The sequence below is a fragment of the Arthrobacter sp. 49Tsu3.1M3 genome (assembly GCF_900168135.1).
Lineage (GTDB): Bacteria > Actinomycetota > Actinomycetes > Actinomycetales > Micrococcaceae > Arthrobacter.
Genome location: NZ_FUZD01000004.1, coordinates 232,451 through 255,012 on the forward strand (window position 1 = coordinate 232,451; position 22,562 = coordinate 255,012).

At 67.2% G+C, this 22,562-nt stretch carries 20 protein-coding genes and 1 pseudogene; 8 read left to right on the forward strand and 13 right to left on the reverse strand.

What is annotated here, in order from left to right; genetic code table 11:
* The 6 genes and pseudogenes from B5X90_RS07680 to B5X90_RS21245 form a co-directional block, all read right to left on the reverse strand.
* On the reverse strand, positions 1-901 hold a 901-nt coding region (locus B5X90_RS07680; protein WP_143264685.1), incomplete at its 3' end, for a DUF222 domain-containing protein.
* Between the two features lie 146 nt (positions 902-1,047).
* Positions 1,048-1,239: pseudogene (locus B5X90_RS21590) on the reverse strand (SAM-dependent methyltransferase); the annotation flags it as partial.
* 36 nt (positions 1,240-1,275) lie between these two features.
* On the reverse strand, positions 1,276-2,229 hold the full coding sequence (locus B5X90_RS07690) for a hypothetical protein (protein ID WP_256860110.1): 954 nt from the start codon (positions 2,227-2,229) through the stop codon (positions 1,276-1,278).
* Positions 2,226-2,642 carry a cytochrome b N-terminal domain-containing protein gene (locus B5X90_RS21385; RefSeq protein ID WP_218670185.1) on the reverse strand — a complete coding sequence of 139 codons (417 nt, stop codon included), beginning with the start codon at positions 2,640-2,642 and terminating at the stop codon, positions 2,226-2,228. Before B5X90_RS21385 ends, B5X90_RS07690 begins: the two co-directional genes overlap by 4 nt.
* Positions 2,621-2,950 carry a hypothetical protein gene (locus tag B5X90_RS21390; RefSeq protein ID WP_218670186.1) on the reverse strand — a complete coding sequence of 110 codons (330 nt, stop codon included), beginning with the start codon at positions 2,948-2,950 and terminating at the stop codon, positions 2,621-2,623. Before B5X90_RS21390 ends, B5X90_RS21385 begins: the two co-directional genes overlap by 22 nt.
* Complete coding sequence (locus B5X90_RS21245; RefSeq protein ID WP_179129077.1) at positions 2,947-3,114, reverse strand: hypothetical protein; 168 nt, start codon at positions 3,112-3,114, stop codon at positions 2,947-2,949. The genes B5X90_RS21390 and B5X90_RS21245 overlap by 4 nt, the downstream gene beginning before the upstream one ends.
* Positions 3,115-3,248: 134 nt before the next feature.
* Between B5X90_RS21245 and B5X90_RS07700 the strand changes: the two genes are divergently transcribed.
* The 3 genes from B5X90_RS07700 (at position 3,249) to B5X90_RS07710 (ending at position 6,797) form a co-directional block, all read left to right on the forward strand.
* On the forward strand, positions 3,249-3,968 hold the full coding sequence (locus tag B5X90_RS07700; RefSeq protein ID WP_079551574.1) for a Maf family protein: 720 nt from the start codon (positions 3,249-3,251) through the stop codon (positions 3,966-3,968).
* 147 nt (positions 3,969-4,115) lie between these two features.
* Positions 4,116-5,969: an acetyl/propionyl/methylcrotonyl-CoA carboxylase subunit alpha gene (locus tag B5X90_RS07705; RefSeq protein WP_372702877.1), complete on the forward strand. Its 1,854-nt coding sequence runs from the start codon at positions 4,116-4,118 to the stop codon at positions 5,967-5,969.
* 96 nt (positions 5,970-6,065) lie between these two features.
* Positions 6,066-6,797 (forward strand): glutamine amidotransferase, encoded by a 732-nt coding sequence (locus tag B5X90_RS07710; RefSeq protein ID WP_079551576.1) that lies wholly within the window; start codon positions 6,066-6,068, stop codon positions 6,795-6,797.
* A gap of 75 nt (positions 6,798-6,872) precedes the next feature.
* Here B5X90_RS07710 and B5X90_RS07715 read toward each other — a convergent pair whose 3' ends face one another.
* Complete coding sequence (locus B5X90_RS07715; RefSeq protein ID WP_079551579.1) at positions 6,873-8,285, reverse strand: MFS transporter; 1,413 nt, start codon at positions 8,283-8,285, stop codon at positions 6,873-6,875.
* Positions 8,286-8,604: 319 nt separating this feature from the next.
* On the opposite strand from B5X90_RS07715, the gene B5X90_RS07720 reads away from it, so the two are divergent.
* The 3 genes from B5X90_RS07720 to B5X90_RS07730 are packed head-to-tail and all read left to right on the forward strand — an operon-like array spanning position 8,605 to position 13,845.
* On the forward strand, positions 8,605-9,996 hold the full coding sequence (locus tag B5X90_RS07720; protein ID WP_372702879.1) for an MFS transporter: 1,392 nt from the start codon (positions 8,605-8,607) through the stop codon (positions 9,994-9,996).
* 1 nt (position 9,997) lies between these two features.
* Positions 9,998-12,289 carry a molybdopterin oxidoreductase family protein gene (locus tag B5X90_RS07725; protein WP_079551584.1) on the forward strand — a complete coding sequence of 764 codons (2,292 nt, stop codon included), beginning with the start codon at positions 9,998-10,000 and terminating at the stop codon, positions 12,287-12,289.
* A complete protein-coding gene (locus B5X90_RS07730) occupies positions 12,286-13,845 on the forward strand; it encodes an FAD-dependent oxidoreductase (RefSeq protein ID WP_079551586.1) in 1,560 nt (519 codons plus the stop codon). The genes B5X90_RS07725 and B5X90_RS07730 overlap by 4 nt, the downstream gene beginning before the upstream one ends.
* Positions 13,846-13,995: 150 nt before the next feature.
* Here B5X90_RS07730 and B5X90_RS21395 read toward each other — a convergent pair whose 3' ends face one another.
* Both B5X90_RS21395 and B5X90_RS07745 read right to left on the reverse strand, forming a co-directional pair.
* Positions 13,996-14,385 carry a hypothetical protein gene (locus tag B5X90_RS21395; RefSeq protein WP_256860111.1) on the reverse strand — a complete coding sequence of 130 codons (390 nt, stop codon included), beginning with the start codon at positions 14,383-14,385 and terminating at the stop codon, positions 13,996-13,998.
* A 1,253-nt stretch (positions 14,386-15,638) separates the two neighbouring features.
* Positions 15,639-17,003: a lipocalin-like domain-containing protein gene (locus tag B5X90_RS07745; protein WP_079551591.1), complete on the reverse strand. Its 1,365-nt coding sequence runs from the start codon at positions 17,001-17,003 to the stop codon at positions 15,639-15,641.
* Between the two features lie 576 nt (positions 17,004-17,579).
* Here B5X90_RS07745 and B5X90_RS07750 point away from each other — a divergent pair.
* Together B5X90_RS07750 and B5X90_RS07755 are read left to right on the forward strand one after the other, a co-directional pair.
* A complete protein-coding gene (locus B5X90_RS07750; RefSeq protein ID WP_079551594.1) occupies positions 17,580-18,218 on the forward strand; it encodes a hypothetical protein in 639 nt (212 codons plus the stop codon).
* Between the two features lie 76 nt (positions 18,219-18,294).
* Complete coding sequence (locus B5X90_RS07755) at positions 18,295-18,999, forward strand: hypothetical protein (protein ID WP_079551596.1); 705 nt, start codon at positions 18,295-18,297, stop codon at positions 18,997-18,999.
* A 29-nt stretch (positions 19,000-19,028) separates the two neighbouring features.
* On the opposite strand, the gene B5X90_RS07760 is transcribed toward B5X90_RS07755, so the two are convergent.
* The 4 genes from B5X90_RS07760 to B5X90_RS07775 form a co-directional block, all read right to left on the reverse strand.
* Complete coding sequence (locus B5X90_RS07760; RefSeq protein WP_079551598.1) at positions 19,029-19,574, reverse strand: flavodoxin domain-containing protein; 546 nt, start codon at positions 19,572-19,574, stop codon at positions 19,029-19,031.
* 133 nt (positions 19,575-19,707) lie between these two features.
* A complete protein-coding gene (locus tag B5X90_RS07765) occupies positions 19,708-20,181 on the reverse strand; it encodes a DUF805 domain-containing protein (RefSeq protein WP_079551600.1) in 474 nt (157 codons plus the stop codon).
* 174 nt (positions 20,182-20,355) lie between these two features.
* Positions 20,356-21,081, reverse strand: a complete 726-nt coding sequence (locus B5X90_RS07770; protein WP_079551602.1) for a hypothetical protein — start codon at positions 21,079-21,081, stop codon at positions 20,356-20,358.
* 53 nt (positions 21,082-21,134) lie between these two features.
* On the reverse strand, positions 21,135-22,550 hold the full coding sequence (locus tag B5X90_RS07775) for an NAD(P)H-quinone dehydrogenase (RefSeq protein ID WP_079551604.1): 1,416 nt from the start codon (positions 22,548-22,550) through the stop codon (positions 21,135-21,137).
* Between the last annotated feature and the right edge of the window lie 12 nt (positions 22,551-22,562).

A 22,562-nucleotide genomic window follows, 5' to 3' on the forward strand; every position in this document is an offset into this window, starting at 1 on the left:
TGCGGGCCCAGCCGGCGGGGACGGTGCCGTAGCCGGGGAGCCGGGCAGGTTCGGAGTTTCCCTGGAAGAGGGTGCGGTCGGTGATGACGAGCTGGATCTCGACGCCGCTGATCCCGCCGGGGGTGCCGGTGGTGCGTTCGACCAGCGCATCGGCCATCAGCTGCCCGCGGCCCCTCGGGTCCCCGGCGGCGCGCAGGGTATCGGCGTGCCCGCTCAGCGCCTTGTAGACCGCGACGCCGGCGGTCACGGGCAGCAGGGCGCTGAGGTGGCACATGGTGTCGGGGGCCGGGCGGAGGCTGACGTGCCGTTCGGTGGCGGCGTGCGCGGCGCGGTCGGTCACGGAACGGGGGTCCAGCCGGTACGCGGCGGCCCGCGCCGCCGCGACCAGGGACCGGTCACCGGCCCCGGCGAACGTCCCGGTGTCGGCGGCGAGTTCGGCGTCGACGGCGGCCCGGTCGGCGGCGGCCAGGCAGGAGGTTTCGCGCACGAGCAGGGTGGCGCGCCATTCGTTGAGCTGCCCGGTCTGCAGGGCGGTGAGGGTGTGGGGCATTTCGGTCACGAGGGCTTTGGCCAGGCCGAGGAGCCGGCCGCCTCTGGCGGGGGATTCGCGCCGGGCCAGGGCGATCTGCGCGCCGACCCCGGCGCCGAGCTTCTCCGCGGGCACCCCGGCGGCGGCCTGGGCGCGGCGCTGGGACAGATCCAGTGCGACGGCGAGCCAGGCCTGTTCCGCGGCCGCGGCGGATTTGAAATCCTCGAGTATACGAAGCCGGTCAATGATCCCGGCACTATCCGTGGCCGGCGGGAGCGCGGCCAGCCGGAGGGCGGCCGCGGCGAACGACCCGCCGTCGCGGGGCCCTGCCGCCGGTCCGAGAGCCACATCAGGCCCCTGATTGCCGTCCATGAATCCAGTGTTTCAGGGACCCCTGACAATCTAAGCGACAGCCGGAAGGAACCCCGGAATGAACCCCGGAAAGCACGATTGGCCCTGGCTTGGTGCCGCGTTTGTGCGAACGATTCTGTCGTCGCCGGGGGTGGGGAGCTCGACCCTCAGCGTGCGGCCAGCCGGTACACCGACACGTGACTGCGAGATTCCGCGGTGAATTCGCTGAGGTCCCAGTCTGCCCACCTGGACTCCAGCTCAAACCCGGCCATCCGGGCCATGAGATCGAGTTCGCTCGGCCAGATGTATCGGTGTGGTGTCCGTCCGATCCGCGCATCTCGCCCATCCGTCTCTGCCGGAATCCGCTGCCCGGATCATCTACTGATCCGGGCAACTCAGCGGTTGCGGTAGTAGTCCTTCCAGACCAGGCGATGAAGGGGGATCGTTCGCGGCAGCGACCTCAGACCAGGGATGAACGGCAGCAGCGTCAGCAACGCGGTCAGCACCAGCATCGTCACAACGACGAGGGCATCGGCATTGGGCGCGGACTTGAACGGCTCGATTTGGTAGAGGAGCGAGAAGAGCCACAACCATGACTGCCCGGGCGTATCGCCGGTTTCATTCATCACGCCCCACTGATCCCCGGAAAGGTGCTGGCTGGCCGCGAGATCCGGGAAGTAGCCGCCGTCGCCCAAGAACAGGAGACTGCGGGTGTAGTCCATGTTGTAGAAGTTTCCGCCGTTCTGCAGCACCCCGTCCAGGCTGCCCTGGCGCGCCATGTCCAACAGCGCCCCGGTCAGCGCCGGGACCGGACCATAGTCGCCGCCGGCCACCTTGGCCGGGTCATTATCGGGAGCGGCGGCCAGGGCATCGGAATAGGCAGCCGCCCAGCTTGAGCGTTGCTGATCCGTGGCGGCCGTCCACTGCGCCACGGCTTCTGGCGGCGAGGGCAGCGTGGACAGCGGAGTGATCACGAAGTCATTGGCCGTATCCACCGGAAGGCGGACGCCTGAGAGGCTTTGGAAGTCCACGGGGCCGATCTTCTGCGTCGCGTCCGGGGTCGAGTTGTAGGGCGGCCCGTATCCTGCAGTATCGCTTGTCCCGGCAAGCTCCTTGGCTGCGGTGCCAACGAAATCCGAGGGGGCGGCCGTGGCCCACGCCCTGAGGCTGACGCTGGGCTCATCCGGGGACCCGAAGATGGCCGACACACCGAGCACGAGCAGACCAACCGCGACGACGCCGATGATCAGTTCCTTGATGAGGTCATATTCGCGGACGCTGCCTGTCCAGGGCCTGCTGGCGACGTCGTCCGTCTTCCGCCAAGAGATACTGCTGCTCTTCCTGGTCATCGCACGTCACCCCTGGGTCCGGCTGGCTCCGGTGGTTCGGTGGCTTCCGGCCGGCTGTGTAGCAGCTGGGCGTCTGACTCCGCGGCCTCAAGTGGAGGTGCAACGCCGTGGACCCGGACCAGCAGGACGTGCAGGACAACCACGGCGCCCACGGCCAGTGACAGCAGCGTGACGTGCCAGGTGAAGAGCTGACCGACGTTGGCCACATTGAACCAGGCGCCCACTCCGACCGCGTTCAGCGCATCCTTCGCTTCGAAGGCAATCCACTGGGAATCGAAATTCGTCTGAAGCAGATACCCGGTGAAGGCCGCCACGATGGAAACGACAAACGAGATCACGCCGGTAATCCAGGTCAGGACCCTGCCCCCGCGCCAGGCCGCCATCCAGAATTTCAGCCAAAGGTGCACGACCATGAAAATGAGAAGAACTCCACGCTCCACAAATGGGTGCTGTTGACGAAGCTACCCAGCGAAGAAACGTGATACCACTGGGGTCCGTTCAATCCCAGCACGATCCCGGACACGATGATCCACAGCAGGGACGCGACGGCTCCCATGCCGAATACGTAGGCCCAGGACGCCACAAAGACCGGCTGGTCCTCGGGCAACAGCTTGTCCGGCGGAAGCTTCCTCAGGAGCCAACGGCGGACCCTGCCGGTCAAAGTGTGGGCGTCCGCTTCATCGACCGGCGCACCGTGCCCCCGTGCGGCACCGGCGGTCATTTCCGCCGCTTCCCGCCCGGAAATGGAAGGACCAGGGCCAGTACGAACAGGATGATCATCACGACGATCACGATCAAATTTCCGGACTGGATGGTGAAGCCGTCCCAGCCAAAATATGTTCCGTCACCAACCATGCCAACGCTTGCCACCAGCCATCCGGACATGGGCTTCTCGATTCTCTTTACGCTGCCGGTTCAACTCCACCACTGTCACCTATCGGCAAACAGGGTCTTCCGCCCCGGCCAGGCGCCTGTCCCGGCCCCCGGCCTGCACGCGTGCGGTGGATTAGGCTGGAGCCGTGACCCGCCTCATTCTTGCCTCTCAGTCCCCCGCCCGCACCAAGCTGCTCCACAACGCCGGCATCGCCCACGAGGTCCTCGTCTCGGATGTGGATGAGGACGCCGTGCAGGCCCGCTACGGCGTGACGGATCCGCATGACACGGCCCTGCTGCTGGCCCGGGCAAAGGCTGAGGCCGTCGCGTCCCTGCCTGAGGCGGACGGCGCACTCGTGATCGGCTGCGACTCGGTTTTCGAGTTCGACGGCGAGGCCCACGGCAAGCCCTATACGGCCGACGTCGCCCGGGAGCGCATGCTGCGCATGAGCGGCGGGATGGGCGTCCTGCACACCGGCCACTGGCTGGTCGACTGCCGCGACACGGCCGTCGCAGACACTGATACAGACACCGACACAGAAGACGGCGACACCGACGGCGACGACACCGCGCGCGGCACCGGCGCCACCCTGGGCTCGGTGTCCTCGGCCGAGGTGCACTTCATGGAGATGAGCGCCGAGGAAATCGAGACCTACATCGCCACCGGCGAGCCGCTCCAGTGCGCCGGCTCCTTCACGATCGACGGCTACGGCGGGGCGTTCATCCGCAAGGTCGACGGCGATCCCCACACCGTCGTCGGGCTCTCCATCTCCACCCTGCGTGCCCTGCTCGGCCAGGCGAATGTGGGGATCACCGAGCTCTGGACCGGCGGCGCTGTCGACCCTGCGGACGTCCGCGCCGAGTAATGACGGAATGCGTGGCGGAGTGAGCCAATTCGCCGCCCTTTGTGGCAACCCTACAAAGGAAGGGCCGTATACGCGCGGAATCCGCAAGTAATATCGGCGGAACCCTCAAAACCGCGCTAGGCTCCCTGAAGGAAAGAAGGAGACGCCTTGTCAGCAAATTCGGAGCAGTCCGCACCCACCGTGCCGGGATCAACGCAGTCATCTACAGCCGCGGGCATCCGCCGGCTGACCAAGGTGCTGATCGCCAACCGCGGAGAAATTGCGGTGCGCATCATTCGCGCCGCCCGCGATGAAGGCATCGCCTCGGTGGCTGTCTACGCGGACCCCGATCGCGACGCGCTGCACGCCCGGCTCGCGGACGAGGCCTACGCGCTCGGTGGCAACACCGCCGCGGAGTCCTACTTGGTGATGGACAAGATCATCGACGTCGCCCGCCAGTCCGGCGCGGACGCCATTCACCCCGGGTACGGGTTCCTGGCCGAGAACGCCGAGTTCGCCGCCAAGGTGATCGATGCCGGCATTACGTGGATCGGCCCCTCCCCCGAAGCGATCTCTGCCCTGGGCGACAAGGTCCAGGCCCGCCACATTGCCGAGAAGGTCGGCGCCCCGCAGGTCCCCGGCACCGCCGACCCGGTCGAATCCGCCGAGGAAATCCTCGACTTCGTGGACAAGTTCGGCCTGCCCGTCGCCATCAAGGCGGCCTTCGGCGGCGGCGGACGCGGCATCAAGGTGGCCCGCACCCGCGAAGAAATCCCCGAACTCTTCGAATCCGCCGTGCGCGAGGCCACCGCCGCCTTCGGCCGCGGCGAGTGCTTCATTGAGCGCTTCCTGGACGCCCCGCGCCACGTCGAGACCCAGTGCCTGGCCGACGCCCACGGCAACGTCGTGGTGGTCTCCACCCGCGACTGCTCGCTCCAGCGCCGGAACCAGAAACTCGTCGAGGAAGCCCCGGCCCCGTTCCTCACCGAGGACCAGAACCGCCGGCTCTACGAATCCTCCAAGGCCATCCTCAAGGAGGCGGGCTACCTCGGCGCAGGCACCTGCGAATTCCTCGTCGGCCAGGACGGCACCATCTCCTTCCTCGAGGTCAACACCCGGCTTCAGGTGGAGCACTGCGTCTCCGAGGAAGTCACCGGGATCGACCTCGTCCGCGAACAGTTCCGGCTGGCCCGCGGCGAAGAGCTCGGCTACGGCGACCCGGAAGTCCGCGGCCACTCGATCGAATTCCGCATCACCGGCGAGGACCCGGGCCGGAACTTCATGCCCGCCCCCGGCACCATCACGGTACTGAAAAACCCCACCGGTCCCGGTATCCGCGTCGATTCCGGCGTGGAGCAGGGCGATGTCATCAGCGGCAACTTCGACTCCATGCTCTCCAAGCTGATCGTCACCGGAGCCACCCGCGCCCAGGCCCTGCAGCGCTCCCGGCGGGCGCTGGAGGAAATGGTGGTGGAGGGCATCCCCACCGTCATCCCGTTCGACCTCGCGGTGGTTTCCAATCCCGATTTCGCACCGGTCGAGGGCCCCTTCAAGGTCCACACCCGCTGGATCGAGACGGCCTTCGTCAACGACATTCCGGCCTGGACCCCGACCGGCACCGAGGCTGAAGCGGCCGACGCCGGCGACCGCCAGCGCGTCGTCGTCGAGGTCGGCGGCAAGCGCCTGGAAGTCGTGCTGCCGGCGTCGCTCGGCTCGGTCAGCAATGCCGCAGGCGCCAAGCCGGCCAAGGCCAAGAAGCGCTCCCGCGGTGGCGGCGCACCCGCGGCCGCAAGCGGCAACGCCCTGACCTCCCCCATGCAGGGGACCATCGTGAAGGTGGCCGTCGCCGAGGGTGACACGGTCGCCGAGGGCGATCTCGTCGTCGTGCTCGAGGCCATGAAGATGGAACAGCCGCTCACCGCCCACCGCGCCGGGATCGTGATCGGCCTCGCCGCGGCGGCCGGCGAGACCGTGTCCGCGGGTGCCATCATCGCCATGATCGAGGACGGCGCCGCGGAGTAAGCGGCTCACGATACGGCGACGGCGGACGGCCGGCGCCGCTGCCGGCCGCGGGCGCGCCTCTGGCGCGTCCGCGACAGGCCAGTAGAGACTTGGACTGTGAAGCCATTCCTGCTCCTCGCCTCGCGCGCGGAAGACACCGCCGCCGAGGACGAATACCGCGCCTACCTACGCTACTGCGGACTCCAGCCCGAGCAGCTCCACCGCATCCGGATGGAAGAAGCCCCGCTGCCCGCGCTTGAGTTGTCGGACTATTCGGGCGTCATTGTGGGCGGCAGTCCCTTTACTTCCAGCGACCCGGCCGAGCACAAGAGCGCCACCCAGCATCGGGTGGAGCGCGAACTCGCCGGGCTGCTGGACAGGATCGTGGCCGAGGACTTCCCGTTTCTCGGCGCTTGCTACGGCGTCGGCACCCTCGGGCTGCACCAGGGCGCCGTGATCGACCGGACGTACGGTGAAGGGCTTGGCGGCGTCACTATCAAACTGACGGCGGAGGGGCTGCAGGATCCCCTCCTGCGCGGGCTGCCGGAGAGCTTTACGGCGTTCACCGGCCACAAGGAAGCCTGCACCGTCCTGCCCGCCCACGCGGTGCTGCTGGCCAGCTCGGCCGCCTGCCCGGTGCACATGTTCCGGGTCAAGACCAACCTGTACGCCACGCAGTTCCACCCGGAGCTCGATGCCGAAGGGCTCGTCACAAGGATCGATATCTACCGCCATGCCGGCTACTTCCCGCCGGAATCGGCCGAAATGCTCATGGAAGACGCGCGGCAGTTCACTGCGACAGAACCGATGAAGATCCTGCGGAACTTTGTGGAGCGCTACGCCAGCTGAGCCCCCGCCAACGCAGAAGCCCGGTGTGTTCATTGAACACACCGGGCTTCTCCCGTCAGGAATGAGGACCGGAAGTCAGGCTACGTTGTTGGTGTAGTCGAGGTCCCGGGTTTCCTTGCTCACGAACAGGGCGATCAGCGTCAGCACCGCCATGGCGGCAAGGTAGACACCCACCAGCACGGTGCTGCCCCCGGCCAGTTCCCAGAGCCAGACGGCGATGAACGGAGCCACAGCCGCGCCCAGGATGCTGGAGACGTTGTAGCTGATGGCGGAGCCGGTGTAGCGGACATTGCCCGGGAACAACTCCGGCAGGAGCGCACCCATGGGACCGAACGTCAGGCCCATGAGCGAGAAGCCGATGATCAGCAGCGCCATGGCACCGGCGAACCCGGCGCTGAACAGCGGAACGAACAGCAGGCCGAAGGCGAGGATGCCGAAGGTGACAACGATCAGCATCTTGCGGCGGCCGAACTTTTCGGCCAGCGGGCCGGAGACCAGCGTGAAGATACCGAAGAATACGACGCCGGCGATCAGCATCCAGAGGAAGTCGTTCCTGCTGTAGCCCAGGCCCGGGACGAACGCTGCCGCGGCGGCGTCGGTCATCGGCTTGCCGGCCTTTTCGGCGGCGGCCTTCGCGGTGTCCAGGCTGGATGCCCGGGTGCCGTAGGTCAGCGTGAACGTGGTCATCAGGTAGAAGAGCACGTAGGTGGCGAGCATGATGAACGTGCCCAGGATCAGCGGACGCCAGCTGGTCTTGAAGACCCGTGCCAGCGGCAGCTTGGCAACCTCATTGGATTCGATGACCTTGGTGAAGGCCGGGGTTTCGATCAGCTTGAGGCGCACGTAGAGGCCGATGATGACCATGATGGCGCTAAGCAGGAACGGCACCCGCCAGCCCCATTCCATGAAGGCGTCCGGCGTCAGGGTGTAGCTGAAGACCAGGAAGATCACGTTGGCGATGATGAAGCCGATCGGGGCCCCCAGCTGCGGGAACGTGCCGTAAATGGCGCGCTTGTTCGACGGCGCGTTCTCGGTCGCCAGCAGCGCGGCGCCGCTCCATTCGCCGCCGAGGGCCAGGCCCTGTGCGAAGCGCAGGACCACGAGGAGCGCCGGGGCCAGGAAAGCCCAGCCCGGGACGCTCGCCGTCGGCAGGCAGCCGATCAGGAAGGTGGCAACGCCCATGGTCAGCAGGGAGGCCACCAGCGTGCCCTTGCGGCCGAACTTGTCACCGAAGTGGCCGAAGATGACCGAGCCGAGCGGGCGGGCGATGAACGCGACGCCGAACACGGCGAAGGATGCCAGCAGCTGGGTGGTCTCGTTCTGCCCGGGGAAGAAGAGCTTCGGGAAAACGAGCACGGCCGCGGTGGCGTAAACGTAGAAGTCATAGAACTCGACGGTGGTACCGATCAGGCTGGCGACAATCACGCGGCCGCGCGAATTCACCTGCTTGGTGGACCCATGCTCCGCGGAGGTGGCAGTGGATGACATGTAGTAACGCTTTCATGAAGACCGGTCGGATATTTCCCCAAGAGCCCGATGCCCGGGGCCGCCGGCTAGGGATTCGAATACGTCTGATAATAGTTCCCACCGTCCAGTCAATGGACAAATAGTCCGCTATTTGGACTTCGTGTCGTTGTCCCACGTGGTGGCCGTCACACCTATTCTCACACCGTCATAAAAGCCCCGATAGGCAAAAGTCACAGCGCGTTAATAAACCTCGTCCGTGCCGGAAACGCGGCATCCCTACCTTTGAAGGACATCACCCCCCAAGGAGGTCTCCCAAGTGACTGCTGAACGCACCGCCGAAATCGGCACCGCAGAGGTCGGCGCCGCCAGTACCGGCGGCACCCTTACCCTCGACCACCGGCCCGGCCGCTGGATCGCCAACTGGGACGCGGAAAACAAGGAGCAGTGGGAGTCGACCGGCCGCTCGATCGCCCGGCGCAACCTGAACTGGTCCATCTTCGCCGAGTTCCTGGGCTTCGTGGTCTGGCAGCTGTGGTCGATCGTGGTGGTCCAGCTTCCCTCCGCCGGCTTCAAGTTCTCCACCAACGAGATCTTCTGGCTGATCTCCATGCCAAGCCTCGTCGGCGCCACGCTCCGGATCCCCTATACGTTCATGGTTCCCCGCTTCGGCGGCCGCAACTGGACCATCGTCTCCGCCCTGTTGCTGCTGATCCCCACGATCGGCCTGGGGCTGTGCGTCGCCAACCCGGCCACCCCGTTCGGCGTCATGCTGTTCGTGGCCGCGCTGGCCGGCTTCGGCGGCGGCAACTTCGCCAGCTCGATGGCGAACATCACCTTCTTCTACCCCGCACGGGAAAAGGGCTGGGCCCTGGGCCTGAACGCCGCCGGCGGAAACCTCGGTGCCGCCGTCGCACAGCTGGCCGTGCCGATCGCCATCACCCTGCTGGCAGCCGGGACCGTGAACTTGCCCGTCGCAGGGTTCATGTGGGTTCCGCTGATCCTGCTGGCGGCCTTCGGTGCCTGGAAGTACATGAACAACCTCACCAGCGCCAAGGGCGACGTCGCAGGTTCGCTGGCCGCGATCAAAGAGCCGCACCTGTGGATCATGGCGCTGCTCTACATCGGCACCTTCGGCTCCTTCATCGGCTTCGCCGGCGTCTTCCCCAAGCTCATCAAGGACTACTTCCCGGCATTCTCCTCCATCTCCGTCGGCACCGTGGCCCTGTCCCTGGCCTTCCTCGGCCCGCTGGTCGGGTCCCTGGCCCGCCCGTACGGCGGACGCATGGCAGACCGGATGGGCGGGGCCCGCATGACCGTCGCAGCCTTCGCCGCCATGGCCGTCATCACCCTCACCATGCTCTGGACCCTGCCGCTGAAGAACTTCTGGCTCTTCCTCTTCCTGTTCCTGCTCCTCTTCACCGCCAGCGGCTTCGGAAACGGCGCCACCTACCGCATGATCCCTATCATCTTCGCCACCTCCAGCCGGGCCGCCCGCTCCGGGGCCAGCACGCACGCCACCCAGCGGCTCGCGTCCTCGGCCCTCGGCCTGATCTCGGCCATCGGCGCCTACGGCGGATTCATCATCCCCCAGGTCCTCAACGCCTCCAACACCGCCAGCGGCTCCTACACCTCGGCGTTCTACGGATTTGTGGGGGCCTACGTCCTGATGCTGGTGGTCTGCTGGTTCTGCTACATCCGCAACGCCAACCGAAATGCGATGGGACACGTCTAAAATGACCAAAAGCGCCAATACGCACTGCCCTTACTGCGCCCTGCAGTGCGCCATGACGCTCACATCTCCAGCGGCTCTGACCCCGGCTGTCCAGCCGAGGTCAGAGCCCGTAGACGCCGCACCGGCCCCCGCCACCACCCCCACGTCCGCGCCGCTCCTGACGGTCGCCGGGCGGGACTTCCCCACCAACCGCGGCGGCCTGTGCCGCAAGGGCTGGACCTCGGCCTCGCTGCTGGACCACCCGGGCCGCGTCACGGAGCCCCTGCTGAAGGGCGCCGACGGCGTCCATCATCCGGTCAGCTGGGACGAGGCTCTTACGCGGATCGTCTCCGCCGTCAAGCAGGCCCGCCTCGAGCACGGGGCTGACGCCGTCGGCGTGTTTGGCGGCGGCGGCCTCACCAATGAGAAGGCCTACCAGCTGGGCAAGTTCGCCAGGCTGGCCTTGGGCACCTCGCGGATCGACTACAACGGGCGGTTCTGCATGTCCTCGGCCGCCGCGGCCGGCATGCGCGCCTTCGGCCTGGACCGCGGGCTCCCGTTCCCGCTCGCGGATCTCGACACCGCCAGCACCATCCTGATGCTCGGCTCCAACGTTGCCGAGACCATGCCGCCCTTCGTCCAGCACCTCCAGGGGGCGCGCGACGCGGGCGGCCTGATCGTCGTCGACCCCCGGCGCTCCGCCACCGCCGCGTTCACCTCCGACGGCGGCGGGCTGCACCTGCAGCCGCTGCCCGGCACCGACCTCGCCCTGCTCCTGGGCATCTCCCACACGGTGATCCACGAGGGCCTCGCCGACGCGGGCTACATCGCGGACCGGACCACGGGTTATGACGCCGCGGTCCGCAGCGTCGCCAGCTTCTGGCCCGAACGGGTCCAGTCGATCACCGGCGTCCCCGCCGGGCTGATCCGTGAAACCGCCCGGCGGCTGGCCGACGGCGCCGGCAAGGGCGGCAGCTACATCCTCACCGGCCGCGGCGTCGAACAGCACGTGGACGGCACTGACACCGCCACGGCCGCCATCAACCTCTCCCTCCTGCTGGGCCTGCCGGGCTCCGCTCGCAGCGGCTACGGCACGCTCACCGGCCAGGGCAACGGCCAGGGCGGCCGCGAACACGGCCAGAAGGCGGACCAGCTCCCCGGCTACCGGAAGATCACCGATCCCGCCGCCCGCGCCCACATGGCCAGGGTCTGGGGCGTGCCCGAACCCCTGATTCCCGGCCCCGGCCTTCCCGCCGTCGAACTCCTCAAATCCCTGGGACAGCCCGACGGCGTCCGGTGCCTCTTCGTGCACGGCGCCAACGTGGCGGTCTCCGCACCGGACGCGAACGCCGTGATCGCGGGCCTGCGCAGCCTGGACTTCCTGGTGGTGTGCGACTTCTTCCTCTCCGAGACCGCCGCCGAGGCGGACCTCGTCCTGCCGGTGACCCAGTGGGCCGAGGAAGAAGGAACCCTGACCAACCTCGAGGGCCGCGTGCTCCGCCGCCGCCGGGCCCTCACTCCCCCGCCGGGTGTCCGCACCGAGCTGTGGATCATGACCCGGCTGGCCGAAATGCTGCACGCGCAATCCACCTTCAGCGAGGATCCGGAAACGGTGTTCGAGGAGCTCCGGCTCGCGTCCTCCGGAGGCCTGGCCGACTACTCCGGAATCGACTACGCCATGCTGGACCGTGGCGAGGCCGCCTACTGGCCCTACCCCGCCGGAAGCACGGGCACGCCACGGCTCTTCCTGGACGCCTTCGCCCACGCGGGCGGCCGGGCCGTGTTCACGCCGGTGACGCCCCGGCGTCGTTCTTCCTCTGCGGGCTTCGCCTCCGCGGCGGGCCGCCGGGCGGACCAGGGAGCCGACCGGGCCGGCGCCGATCGTCCCGGCACGCCGATGACCCTCATTACCGGCCGCCTGATGGAGCACTACCAGTCCGGCGCGCAGACCCGCCGGGTGGCCACCCTGGCCGAGGCCCAGCCGGAGGCGCGGCTCCAGCTCCATCCCGCCGCGGCCGCCGCCCAGGGCATCTCCGACGGCGACTACGTCTCGATTTCCAACGAACGCGGCGTGGTCAGCTGCCGCGCCGAACTGAGCACGGACATCCGGCCGGAGACGGTGTTCCTGCCGTTCCACTTCCCGGAGCTTGAGAGCGCCAACCGGCTCACCGAGGCGGCCACGGACCCCATTTCCGGGATGCCCGAGTTCAAGACCAGCAAGGTGTGGATCCGCCCGGCAGCTTCCCTGGATGTCCTGGCCGGCACGCACAGCGGCGTTCCAGCCCGCGTTCTTCAAGCAGAGGAGACCTCATGACTGAGCGGATTGTGGTGGTGGGCTTCGGTCCCGTCGCCGCGAGGCTGATCGACGAGCTGCTGCCGGCCGTGCGCAGCGGCACCGCACACCTGACAGTGGTCGGCGAAGAGTCCGAGGCGGCGTACAACCGCGTGCTGGTGGCGGATCTTGGCGTCGGCCGGACGACCCCGGCCGCACTGGCCCTCGCGGACGCGGCGGCACTGGTGGCCGACGGCGTCGATGTCCGGCTGGGCGTCCGCGTCCGCCGCGTGGACCGCGCCCGGCAGCGGGTCTTGTTGAGCGACGGCACCTCCCCCGGCTACGAGCGCCTCGTCTTCGCCACCGGTTCACGGCCCGTCATCCCGAACCTGACCGGGCTCAACCCGGACCCTGCCGCGCCGGTGCTGCCGCCGGGCGTGACCGCCCTGCGCGATCTCCGCGACGCGTCCGTGCTGCACTCTGCCGTGGCCGGCGGCAAGCGCGTGGTGGTCCTGGGCGGCGGCGTGCTGGGCCTGGAGACGGCCCTCGCCGCAGCAGAGGAAGGCGCCACGGTCACCGTGGTGCACAACGGCCCGCATCCTTTGGGCCGGAACATCGACCGCGGCGGCGGCGCCGTGCTCGCGGCGTCCCTGCGGAACTGCGGTGTGCGGGTGGCCGGCAACGCCCGCTCGGTCGGCGTCGAACACAACGCGCCCGACGGCGGCTTCTCCGCTTTGTTGCTCGATGACGGCTCCGCGATCGACGGCGACCTCCTGGTCCTCTCCTGCGGTGTCCGGCCGAGGACCGAACTGGCGGAGGGCTGCGGGCTCTCCACCGGGGCCGGGATCCTGGTGGACCACAAGCTCCGCGCCCACCACGAGCCCCACATCTTCGCCATCGGCGACTGCGCCGAGGTCCGCTGCCCCGACCCCGAGTGCGTTCAGTGCCGGACCGCGCGCGGGCCCTCCGGGCTGGTCGGCCCGGGCTGGCGGCAGGCCGAATGGCTCGCCGATTACCTGACCCTGCTGGCGTCCGGGGCCGACGCGGAGGCCGAAGCTTTGCCGTCCCTGCCGGCGGAACTGCCGGGCGTGATTGTGCTCAAGGCCCGCGGCATGAACATGGCCGTGGCCGGGGACGTGTCCGCCGACCCGTGGGACGAGGAAGCCTTGACCGCCGGGGCCGTAAACGGCAGGGCGAGGCTGCAGATCGCCCAGTGGGCCGATCCCGAGCACGGCCGCTACGTGAAAATGACCACTCGCGCCGGCGTGCTGGAAGGACTGGTAGCCGTGGGCATGCCGCGCACCTCTGCCGAGCTGGTGCAGCTCTTCGAACGCGGCGCCGAACTTCCCGCCGACCGGTCGCTGCTGCTGCGCCTGGACGGCCCGGACCAGGTCGCTTCCGCAGGTTCCGCCGACCCCGCCCGGACGGTCTGCCGGTGCGCCGGTGTCAGCGGCACGGCCATTGCCGCTGCCGTGTCCGAGGGCTGCGGAACGGTGCCGGAGGTATCGGCATCCACCCGCGCCGGCACCGGCTGCGGCGGCTGCCACGAGGACATCAAGGGCATCATCGAGTCCCACTTTCAGGGGGCGGCTGCCTGAGGCGTGAAGGACAGCGTCAATCCCTGAACGCGCTCGGGTCCGTCAGGGAGGCAACCCTAGCCTTGCAGGACGGAGGCCGGAGATCCCGGAGTGGCGTCCTGAACCGCTGGTGTCGCTCTCTCCATCAGAGGTGCGGCGGTCAGGTCGGACTCAGAAGATCGTGGTCCAGTCGTCCTTCATGCTCACCAGTGTCCAACCGAGCTCCTTTGCTTTCGCCAGGGACTTCTCCGCGGCTGTCGTGTAGGCGTATTCGCGGTCGCCGTCGTCGTGGTTGAGCAGCAGCGCAAACTTTGAGGACGCAAGCATCTCGATGTCGACGTCGGCGTTCCCGCCGGCAAACACCGGCAGCCGCCCGGTCTGGGCGTAGATATGCGCCGGCTTCCCGGGTCCTAGTGCCAGCCCGCCGAGCATCCGGCCGGTCCGCACGATGGCACCATTGGTGTACTCGTAGTCCGATGCTGACCCGATGACGTGCTCCTTAGGAATTCCCCAGGTCTCCTCGGAAACACCCGCATGAAGTCCCGGCCCCCGCCGGAGCACACGTAAACCCGGAAGCCGTGGGCCTTGAGGTAATCGAAGAGCTCGAGCATGGGCCGGTAGACCAACGCCGTGTAGCCAAGACTGAATCTGGGCTGTTTGACAGTGTCCACCCAGTCCCGCACTTCAGAGTCGAAGGCCGCCGGGGTCGTGCCCGCCCACGAGTGCGCCACAGCACCCTCCAACGAGGCCACAACCTCGGGGTCCTGTCACCAGCCCGGCGAAGAACTCCTCGTCGTGCTCCACGATCGCCTTGTAGGGCTGCTGGCTCGCCAGCGTCGGATCGGCTTTGACGGCCGCTGACCACGCGCGCAGGAGGAAGTCGAACTGCGGTGGCGCCGGCTTCTAGACCCACAACGTTCCGTCGTTATCGAACGTCGCAATCCGGTCTTCGACAGCAACGAAGTCGAGACCTTCTGACGTCGCTCTGTTTACGAAGTCCAGCACCTCGGGCCTTGGCGGCGCCCTCATTCCAACTTGCCAGGATGCTCTCACTCATTCAAAAACTCCTATCCATTGGAAGCTCCAGTACGGTCCTTCAGTACCTGCCCCGGGCCAGATTGGTCAGTGCGCTCGGTTACTCCTCACAACTTTTGCCCGCCATCGTTCGGGAGTGCCGCTCAGGGATATTGCAGCACCCGATGGGTTTCTCGCGCGGGGTAGCGCCTTCGGCAGCGACTCCGCCTGGCCAGGACCACGCACCGGGGCGGCCGCGTTGCCCCGGTGCAGCCCCGGCACGTGAGGGTCTTACTGTGCAGCGTTGTCGAAGTTCTTCTGCCACTGGGCATGCTCGCGGCCGGCCTCCAGCCGGCGGTTCGCAGTCCACCGGGGCAGATACGCGGGCGCAGGCAACTCATGGGAAGGCCTGGACTTGGGTGTGAGCTCAGGCCGGGTCCGCCCAGGCTGGGGTCTGGGGCGGGTCTGGACCGGCTTGACCACAGGCCGGGTCTGGACGGGCTTCCGGGGGTACCTCGACCGTGTGTCGGCGGGGTGGTGCCTCTTCCAGGCAACAAACGCCCAGATGAAGAGTCCTGTCAGGGTGAGTTGCCAGTAAGTGACCAGTATCCCGATGACGACCAAGATGAGAAATAGGGCGGGGATCCACATGGCGACATTATGCCTACGCAACACGCCAAGAGGTAGAGGCCTTACTCCCGTGGTTTAAGCACGGCGGCCCTGAAGGAAGACCCGCGCCCGGGCCGCCACGTCGTTCTGTCGGCGGCAAAACGCCGCGACGAGCGAGGCGGCTGCAGACTCTACCCGGGAACTGCACCTTGGTACAGGGTGAACTGGTTGGCCTGCTCCGAGAAAGCGTGGCCGACAATCGGCCCGTCGACCGAGCCGGTACGGATCCACATCGCGGCTTCGACAAAGCTATATGGATTGGTCCCGTAGGGTGGGTAGCCCCAAGGCATCTCGTAGTTGTCGAAGACGTTCGTGAGGTACCAGATCCCGAAGTTGCTGGTCAGTTGTGCCTGAGTGGCGATGTTGCGCCCGCTCACCGGTGATTTCCAGGTCTTCAACGCCTTCCACTCCGCGTTGTTCCCCACGTGGAAGGTAAGGCTGCCGTCCGGTGTGCCGTTGGGCGTCCCAAACGAGTTGCGGCCGATCTCCAGAATCGGTTGGAGGGGAGCAGATCCGTTTGGTGCGCCGTACCACTGGCGCCAGGTGAAGACGGTGCCATCGTTGAATGTCAGTGCCCCCCAGGTATACGCCGTCGTCCATGGCTCCTGCCCGGAGTTGTAGTTCCCCCACTGGTGCTCAAACCAGATCGTGCCCGTGAGATGGCGGGTCTTACCGCCGATGGTGACGGTGCCCTTGCTCTTCGAAATCGGACCGGTGTAATAGTAGGACAGCGAGTACAGCGTGGCCGGATCCAGATTCTGTCCGTTCCAGGGGATGTTCTGGTTCTCAAAGCCGGCAAGCCCGACCGGCATGTAGCCGTACGGTGACTGGGCCGTGTTCTCCATGTCCATGGCGACGGGTGAGTTCCCGTTGTTTGCGGCAACACCCGTGAACTGGAAGCGCCACGTGTCCGGCTCGGCACGGTACACCGTCGTGAATTCCACGTTCTCGCCCTTGGCGGCGTACTGGAAGTCGTCCGGCGAGGTCGAGTCCGGCGGCCGTGTGGCCTGCAATGAGCCAACCGCAGTCGGCTGGTGCGCCCAGATTAACTCCTGCTTGGCGAAGTCCCCGAACGAGAAGCTGACGCCTTGCTGCCACAGCGAGGGCCCCCCGGGAGCACTCGGGTTGTTCGTGATGTTGTAGAAAATGCCGAACTCTTCCCCGGTGTCGTCATCGGTGAAGAAACCGGTCCAGTAGTGCCACTCCTGGACCTGGCCGCTGTCGAAGATTCCGCCCGTGTGCCATTTGTGGTCCTGCGGCAAGTGGTACAGGGCATGGCCGGAGACTTCCTGGAACGGGCCAGAATCTCCGGGGGCGGCCGCGCTTGCCGGAGGAGCGACACGGGCCCCCAACAGACCCGCCGTGGCGGCCATAGCCAAACCCGATCCCAAGACCCTACGACGGTCGATTCCTGGTCCTGACGCGAGGGCGACGTCCGCACTTCCACCATCGCCCTCGATCACCGGGCGCTGTTTCTGCTCTCTACTCTCATACATGCCTAAACCTCCTGCTGACCCCCACTTGCCTTCGTAGTCCTCAATCCTGCCTGTTGTGGCCGGGTCCGGTACGGCCACGTTCGCAACCGTCACGTTTAAGGTTCGCCCCGACCGCCATCAATCCAGTAACACCTGCGGCGGCGCGCGGGCCGGTGCTTCGCGATTCACGTCGACCTCGGCTACGCCACGCTTCCACATGGCAACCTCCCGAGAAACCGTCAGCTCGAAGTATGCTCGGATCCCCCTAATCCAGCATTACCGCGGATGATATTGCAGGGCAAGACCCGCAAATTCCGAGTCGACCAGCTCAGCACAGATCAGGCGTCTCCGACCCATTCCCGCCGACTCCAGTGGCACGCGTTTGGCCGTATCCCGGACGTCCTGGGCGCCTGCAGGACCTCCCGCCTCGTTTCAACTGTAAGTCGAGTTGGACAGGACCTGGTACATCCGAGGCAGCCCGGACTTCAGGGCACTCAGCATCGCCCTGAGCGCCGAAGCGGGCCTTTCTCCCCTTGGCACGGCCGGTAGGCGGGGCTGCAATGAACGTAGGTTCCGTTCAGCCGCAGGAGGCATCCCATGAACGTCCCGGTCATTTTGGCGCTCGGCGCAATCATTGTGTTCGCCGTCGTGATGGGTGTCGTCATGTCCCGCGAAAAGGATCCGCAGCGGCGGGCGGCGGCGCTGACGCGCACCGGAGCAGCCGTCATGGCGGCCTTCACCGTCATCGGGGGAATCTTCATCGGCGGGTTCGCGATGCAGGACCCGGGCGGAACAACCGGTACGCTGCTGACGCTCGCCTGGGTGGTGCCCATGCTCATCCTCGCGGTCTCGGCCTGGTTCTGGCCGGCGGCAACCGCTCCCCTGCTGCTCGCCCTCGCCTCGGCCTTCATTGCCGCGTGCGTGTGGCTCGCCTTCGACCCCGCCGCCCTGAGCTCCTTCCTCAATGACAACGGCCCCGTCATCGCCGTCAGCGTGCTCGCGCTGGCGTTCCCGGCCGCCATCCTCGGCCTGAAAGTCACCGCACTGGCCGGCTGGCTGCTGGTGGGCCTGGGGGTCCTGCCGCTGTTGATCACGATCATCGGAAGGTCGGGCGCGGTCGGGTCGCTGATCGCGGCCAGCCTGGTTCCCCTGGCCTGCGGGATCGCCTATCTGCTGTCCGCCCGGATGGCCCGTGCCGGTTCGACGTCGGGAACTATCCACCCGGCGGCGGCCTAACGCGGCCGCGCCGCCGCCAAACCCGGCCGCGTAACGCAAATCGGGCCGCGGGCAAACGGCGGGTAGCATCGGGGCCATGAGCGCCGACGACGACGACATCACCGAAGAACTGCTGGCCGACGCCGGGAAGCTGACCGGGCTGAGCCTGGAACTGCTGGGGCTCGACCCCCACCCGGACGACATGACGGCCGAGCAGCGGCTCCAGTTTGATCCCGAGGACCTGGCCGAGATGGCAGCCGTTTCCCCGGAAGACCGGCGCAAAGCAGTGGGCCAGACCCGCCTGCTGGCCGGACTCCTGTGGAACTCGTCGAGCATCGTCATCGATCAGCTGTTCCGCGATCTTGGAACGCTCAGCCGGCTGGATCTAGTCACGCCCGCCGACATTGCCGGGACCTCGGTCCTGTCCTCGCTGCCGCCACAGTTCGCCGCCGGCTACGACGCGAATTTCACCCAGAAATTCATCGTGGTCGCAGCCGACGTCACCGCGTGCCTGGTCAGGGGCTGGACCGCCCCCGGCTGCCTCGCGGCGGAGCTCGCCGTCAGATGCCTGCTCGACCAGGCGGAAATCACCGAGGACATCTACGAACTCGACCTTCCGGAGGACTGGCGGCCCGCCGTTGAGGAAGTCCTGCTGGAGGACGCCGAAAGTGACGCGCTGTACGCCGACGACGCCGGCCCCAACGACGGAGGCCCCGATGCCGACGGCGGGAAGCTGGGTTTCGAGCATTGGTTCCGGCCCTTTGCCCCCGGCGACACGGTTCCGCCCTACGCCTACTCCTGAGCCCTGCGACTGGGCTCTACTTCTGGGCTCTACGACTGGGCGGGCGGCTCGGCGAACCGGGCCAGGAAGTCCTCCGTAAAGCGCCGGACGCCGTCCCACTCGGTGTACACGTAGTCACGGGAGGTGTCCGTGTCCGGGGAGCCCTTGTCGCTGGCGATCTTCTTCATGACGTGCTTCTTGATGAACCCGTAGTGGGTATAGAGCACAGCGCCGGCGAACAACCCGATGTGCGCGGGCCGCCACCCGGTGTCCTGCTCAAACTTCTCCACGTAGCCCTCCGCGGTCTGCTCGTCTCCGTGGGCGGCCATGCTCACCGAAACCAGAGCCGACGGCAAGCGTTCGAGCTCAGCGCGGTTCTTCTTGACGAAGTCTGCGACGTATCCCTCGTGCTTCCCCACGTGCACCGAGGCCGCCACGATCACGCCGTCATAGCCGCCCGGGAAAGGGCCTGGGGAATGCTTGAGGTCCGCCGTCTCCGCCTGGTGACCGTTCGCCCGGACCACGTCGGCGATGTACTCCACGATATGGGCGGTTTGTCCTTCGACGGTCCCGTAGGGGATATAGATTTTGGCCATGTTCCAGTGTGGGCGCGGCGCCGGTCGGCGCCGTAGGGTCCAAGGCCCCCGCACGGCGGTGCACCCGACTGCCGAAAACGAAAAATCCCTGCCCGGATTCCCGGCCAGGGATTCTTCGCTCCGCGGAAGCGCACTAGTAACCGGATGGCTGGTCGAACCGCTGGCCGGCGGGGTTGGAGGGCAGAATTGTCATCACCAACAGCGCCAGGCCGCCGAGGAACGGCACCAGGACCAGCAGGATCAGCCAGGCGCTCAGGTTCACGTCATGCAGGCGCCGCGCCAGCAGCGCCAGGGACGGAACGATCGTCCCGAGCCCCCAAATGACAGCAAGGATCAAGCCGACAATGGCACCGGGTCCCGTCACGGCGGCTCCGGAAGCATTAGTCGTCGTGCCGGTGCTCGTGATGATGTTGATGACTATCCCGACGATGAGGGACACCAGTGCCCACCACCAGTACTCGCTGCGGCTGGCCCGGCCGGAGAAGATGGCGTATTTCTTGAAAAATCGCTGGACGGCCTGCTGGAGGGTAGCCCCATAGAGCGGCGCCCAAAGCGGAGTCTCTCCGGTCTGGGGTGAAAATGCATTCGGTTGCTGCGGATAACTCATGTAGCCCCCTTGAATGAGTGCGAATGACGAGATTCATCCTAGGGCCGCCGGAGCACAGGAATGCCTGTTGGGCGGCGAGAATTTACACTGCGTTCACCCGCGCATGTGTGCCGCGCAGAAGCGTAGACCCGGACCAGAGGACGCAGTACGTCAGGCGCCGGCCATCCGTCGCGCTTAATCTCCCGGCTCGAACACCGCGGTTCCCATCATCAGGATGCCGCGCCGGGGTATCCAGAAGTCCCCCAACCTGTCCTGGACCGGCAAGGCAGCGGGTTCCCCCAAATCACGTCCGTTGAGCACCGCCCGGCTGTCTGCGACGAACCACATGCGCCGGGGGTGGACGGCAAATCGTTGGCCGTTGGGGGCGAGGCCAGTCAGGCCCAGGTGGCCCGCCCCCAGGAGCGGGCCGGCAACGGCACCCATGGCGCGCAGGAACGCCCGGCTGCGCCACAGCCGGTCCGGAACGGCGCCGGACACCACCGACATGAATCTGGTGATCGTCGTGGAGCGCAGCGTGAGCTGCCAGTGCAGCGCAGCGCCGCCGCCGACGTCGACCGTGAAAGCGTGGCTGCCGCTCCACGTGAGGGAAATGCGGGAGGTCGACGCCGAATCGAGGGCGGCGCCGAAGTACCGGGGGCAGGAGAGTCCTGGCGCCACGGTACCCTGCATCGACCACGCTCCGGCGGGGTCGCGGACCCAGACCGAGGTGTACCCCGGCCCGATCGACGACGCGGCGAAGCGCCGCAATGCCAATACGTAGCCTGAACTGAACGGAACCCCGGTGACGCCGAACCCGGTGAAGGTTTCTTCTTCCCCCACGGCGCCCTCCGCGACGCCGTGCGCGCTAGGGCGCGCGGCGGCCCGCTCGGCGGCTTCAACCAGCGCTTGGGGACTCTGCATGGCATCAGCCTCCGGATTGCGGCGGGCCCACTACATAACTCTATGGGCGAGATCTACATGTGGACGTGGAGCCGCCGGGCTGCTTCGGAGATGGAGCCGCTCAGGGACGGGTACACAGTGAAGGTGCTGGCGACGTCGTCGACGTGCAGTTTCTGGGTGACGGCGAGGGAGATCGCGAAGATGAGCTCGGATGCGTTCGGGCCCACCACCACCCCGCCGATCACGGTGCCGGAGCCCTTGCGGGCGAAGATCTTGACGAAGCCGTCGCGGTGGTTGCGCATCTTGGCGCGGGCGTTGCTGCGCAGGGACAGTTTGATAACGTCGGCCTGGTACTTGCCCGAATCAATCTCGGCCTCGGAGACGCCCACGTTCGCAATCTCGGGCGAGGTGAAGATATTGGATGCAACCTGGTGCAGCTTAAGGGGCATGACGCTGTCGCCCAGGAAGTGCGCGATCGCGATCCGGCCCTGCATCGCGGCCACGGAGGCCAGGGCCAGCACCCCGGTGCAGTCGCCCGCGGCGTAGATGTTCGGCGCAGTGGTGCGCGAGACGCCGTCGACCTTGATGTGGCCGCTCTCGGTCAGCGCGACGCCGGCTTCCTCCAGGCCGATGCCGGCCGTGTTGGGGATGGAGCCGACGCAGACCAGGCAGTGGCTGCCGGTCACTTTCGAACCGTCGCCGAGGGTGACCACGACGCCGTCGTCCGTGCGCTCGACGGTCTCGGCGCGGGCGCGGGAGAGGACCTTGAGCCCGCGGCGTTCGAAGACGCCCTCGAGGACCTCGGCGGCGTCGGTGTCCGAGCCCGGCAGCACGCGGTCGCGGCTGGAGATCAGGGTGACCTTGGAACCCAGGCCGTTGTAGGCCGAGGCGAATTCCGCGCCCGTGACGCCGGAACCCACCACGATCAGCTCTTCGGGGAGCACGTCCATGTTGTAGATCTGGGCCCAGTTGAGGATGCGCTCACCGTCCGGGCGTGCCGTGGGCAGCTCGCGCGGGTGTGCCCCTACCGCCAGCAGGATGGTGTCTGCTTCCACTGTCTCGGTGCCGTTGGCGGTGAGGACCTCAATGGTGTGGTTGTCCAGCAGCCTGCCGGAGCCGATCAGGATGCGGACGTTCTGGTGTTCCAGCCCGACCTGGATGTCCTCCGACTGCTTCCGCGCCAGCCGCAGCAGGCGGTCGTTGATGTGCTTGAGGTCCGCGCGCATCGTCGGGCTGCAGTCGCCGCCGTCGAGGTCGAATTTGACCCCGAGCTCACCGGCCTCGCCGACGCGGGTCATCAGGTCTGCCGTCGCGATCAGGGTTTTGGACGGAACGACGTCGGTCAGCACCGCGGAGCCGCCGAGACCGGCACGTTCGATGATGGTGACCTGCGCCCCCAGCGATGCGGCGACCATGGCGGCTTCGTAGCCGCCAGGCCCTCCGCCGAGAATTGCGATGCGGGGTGAGCTGAAGTCAGGATGCGTAGTCACAATCCACCATTG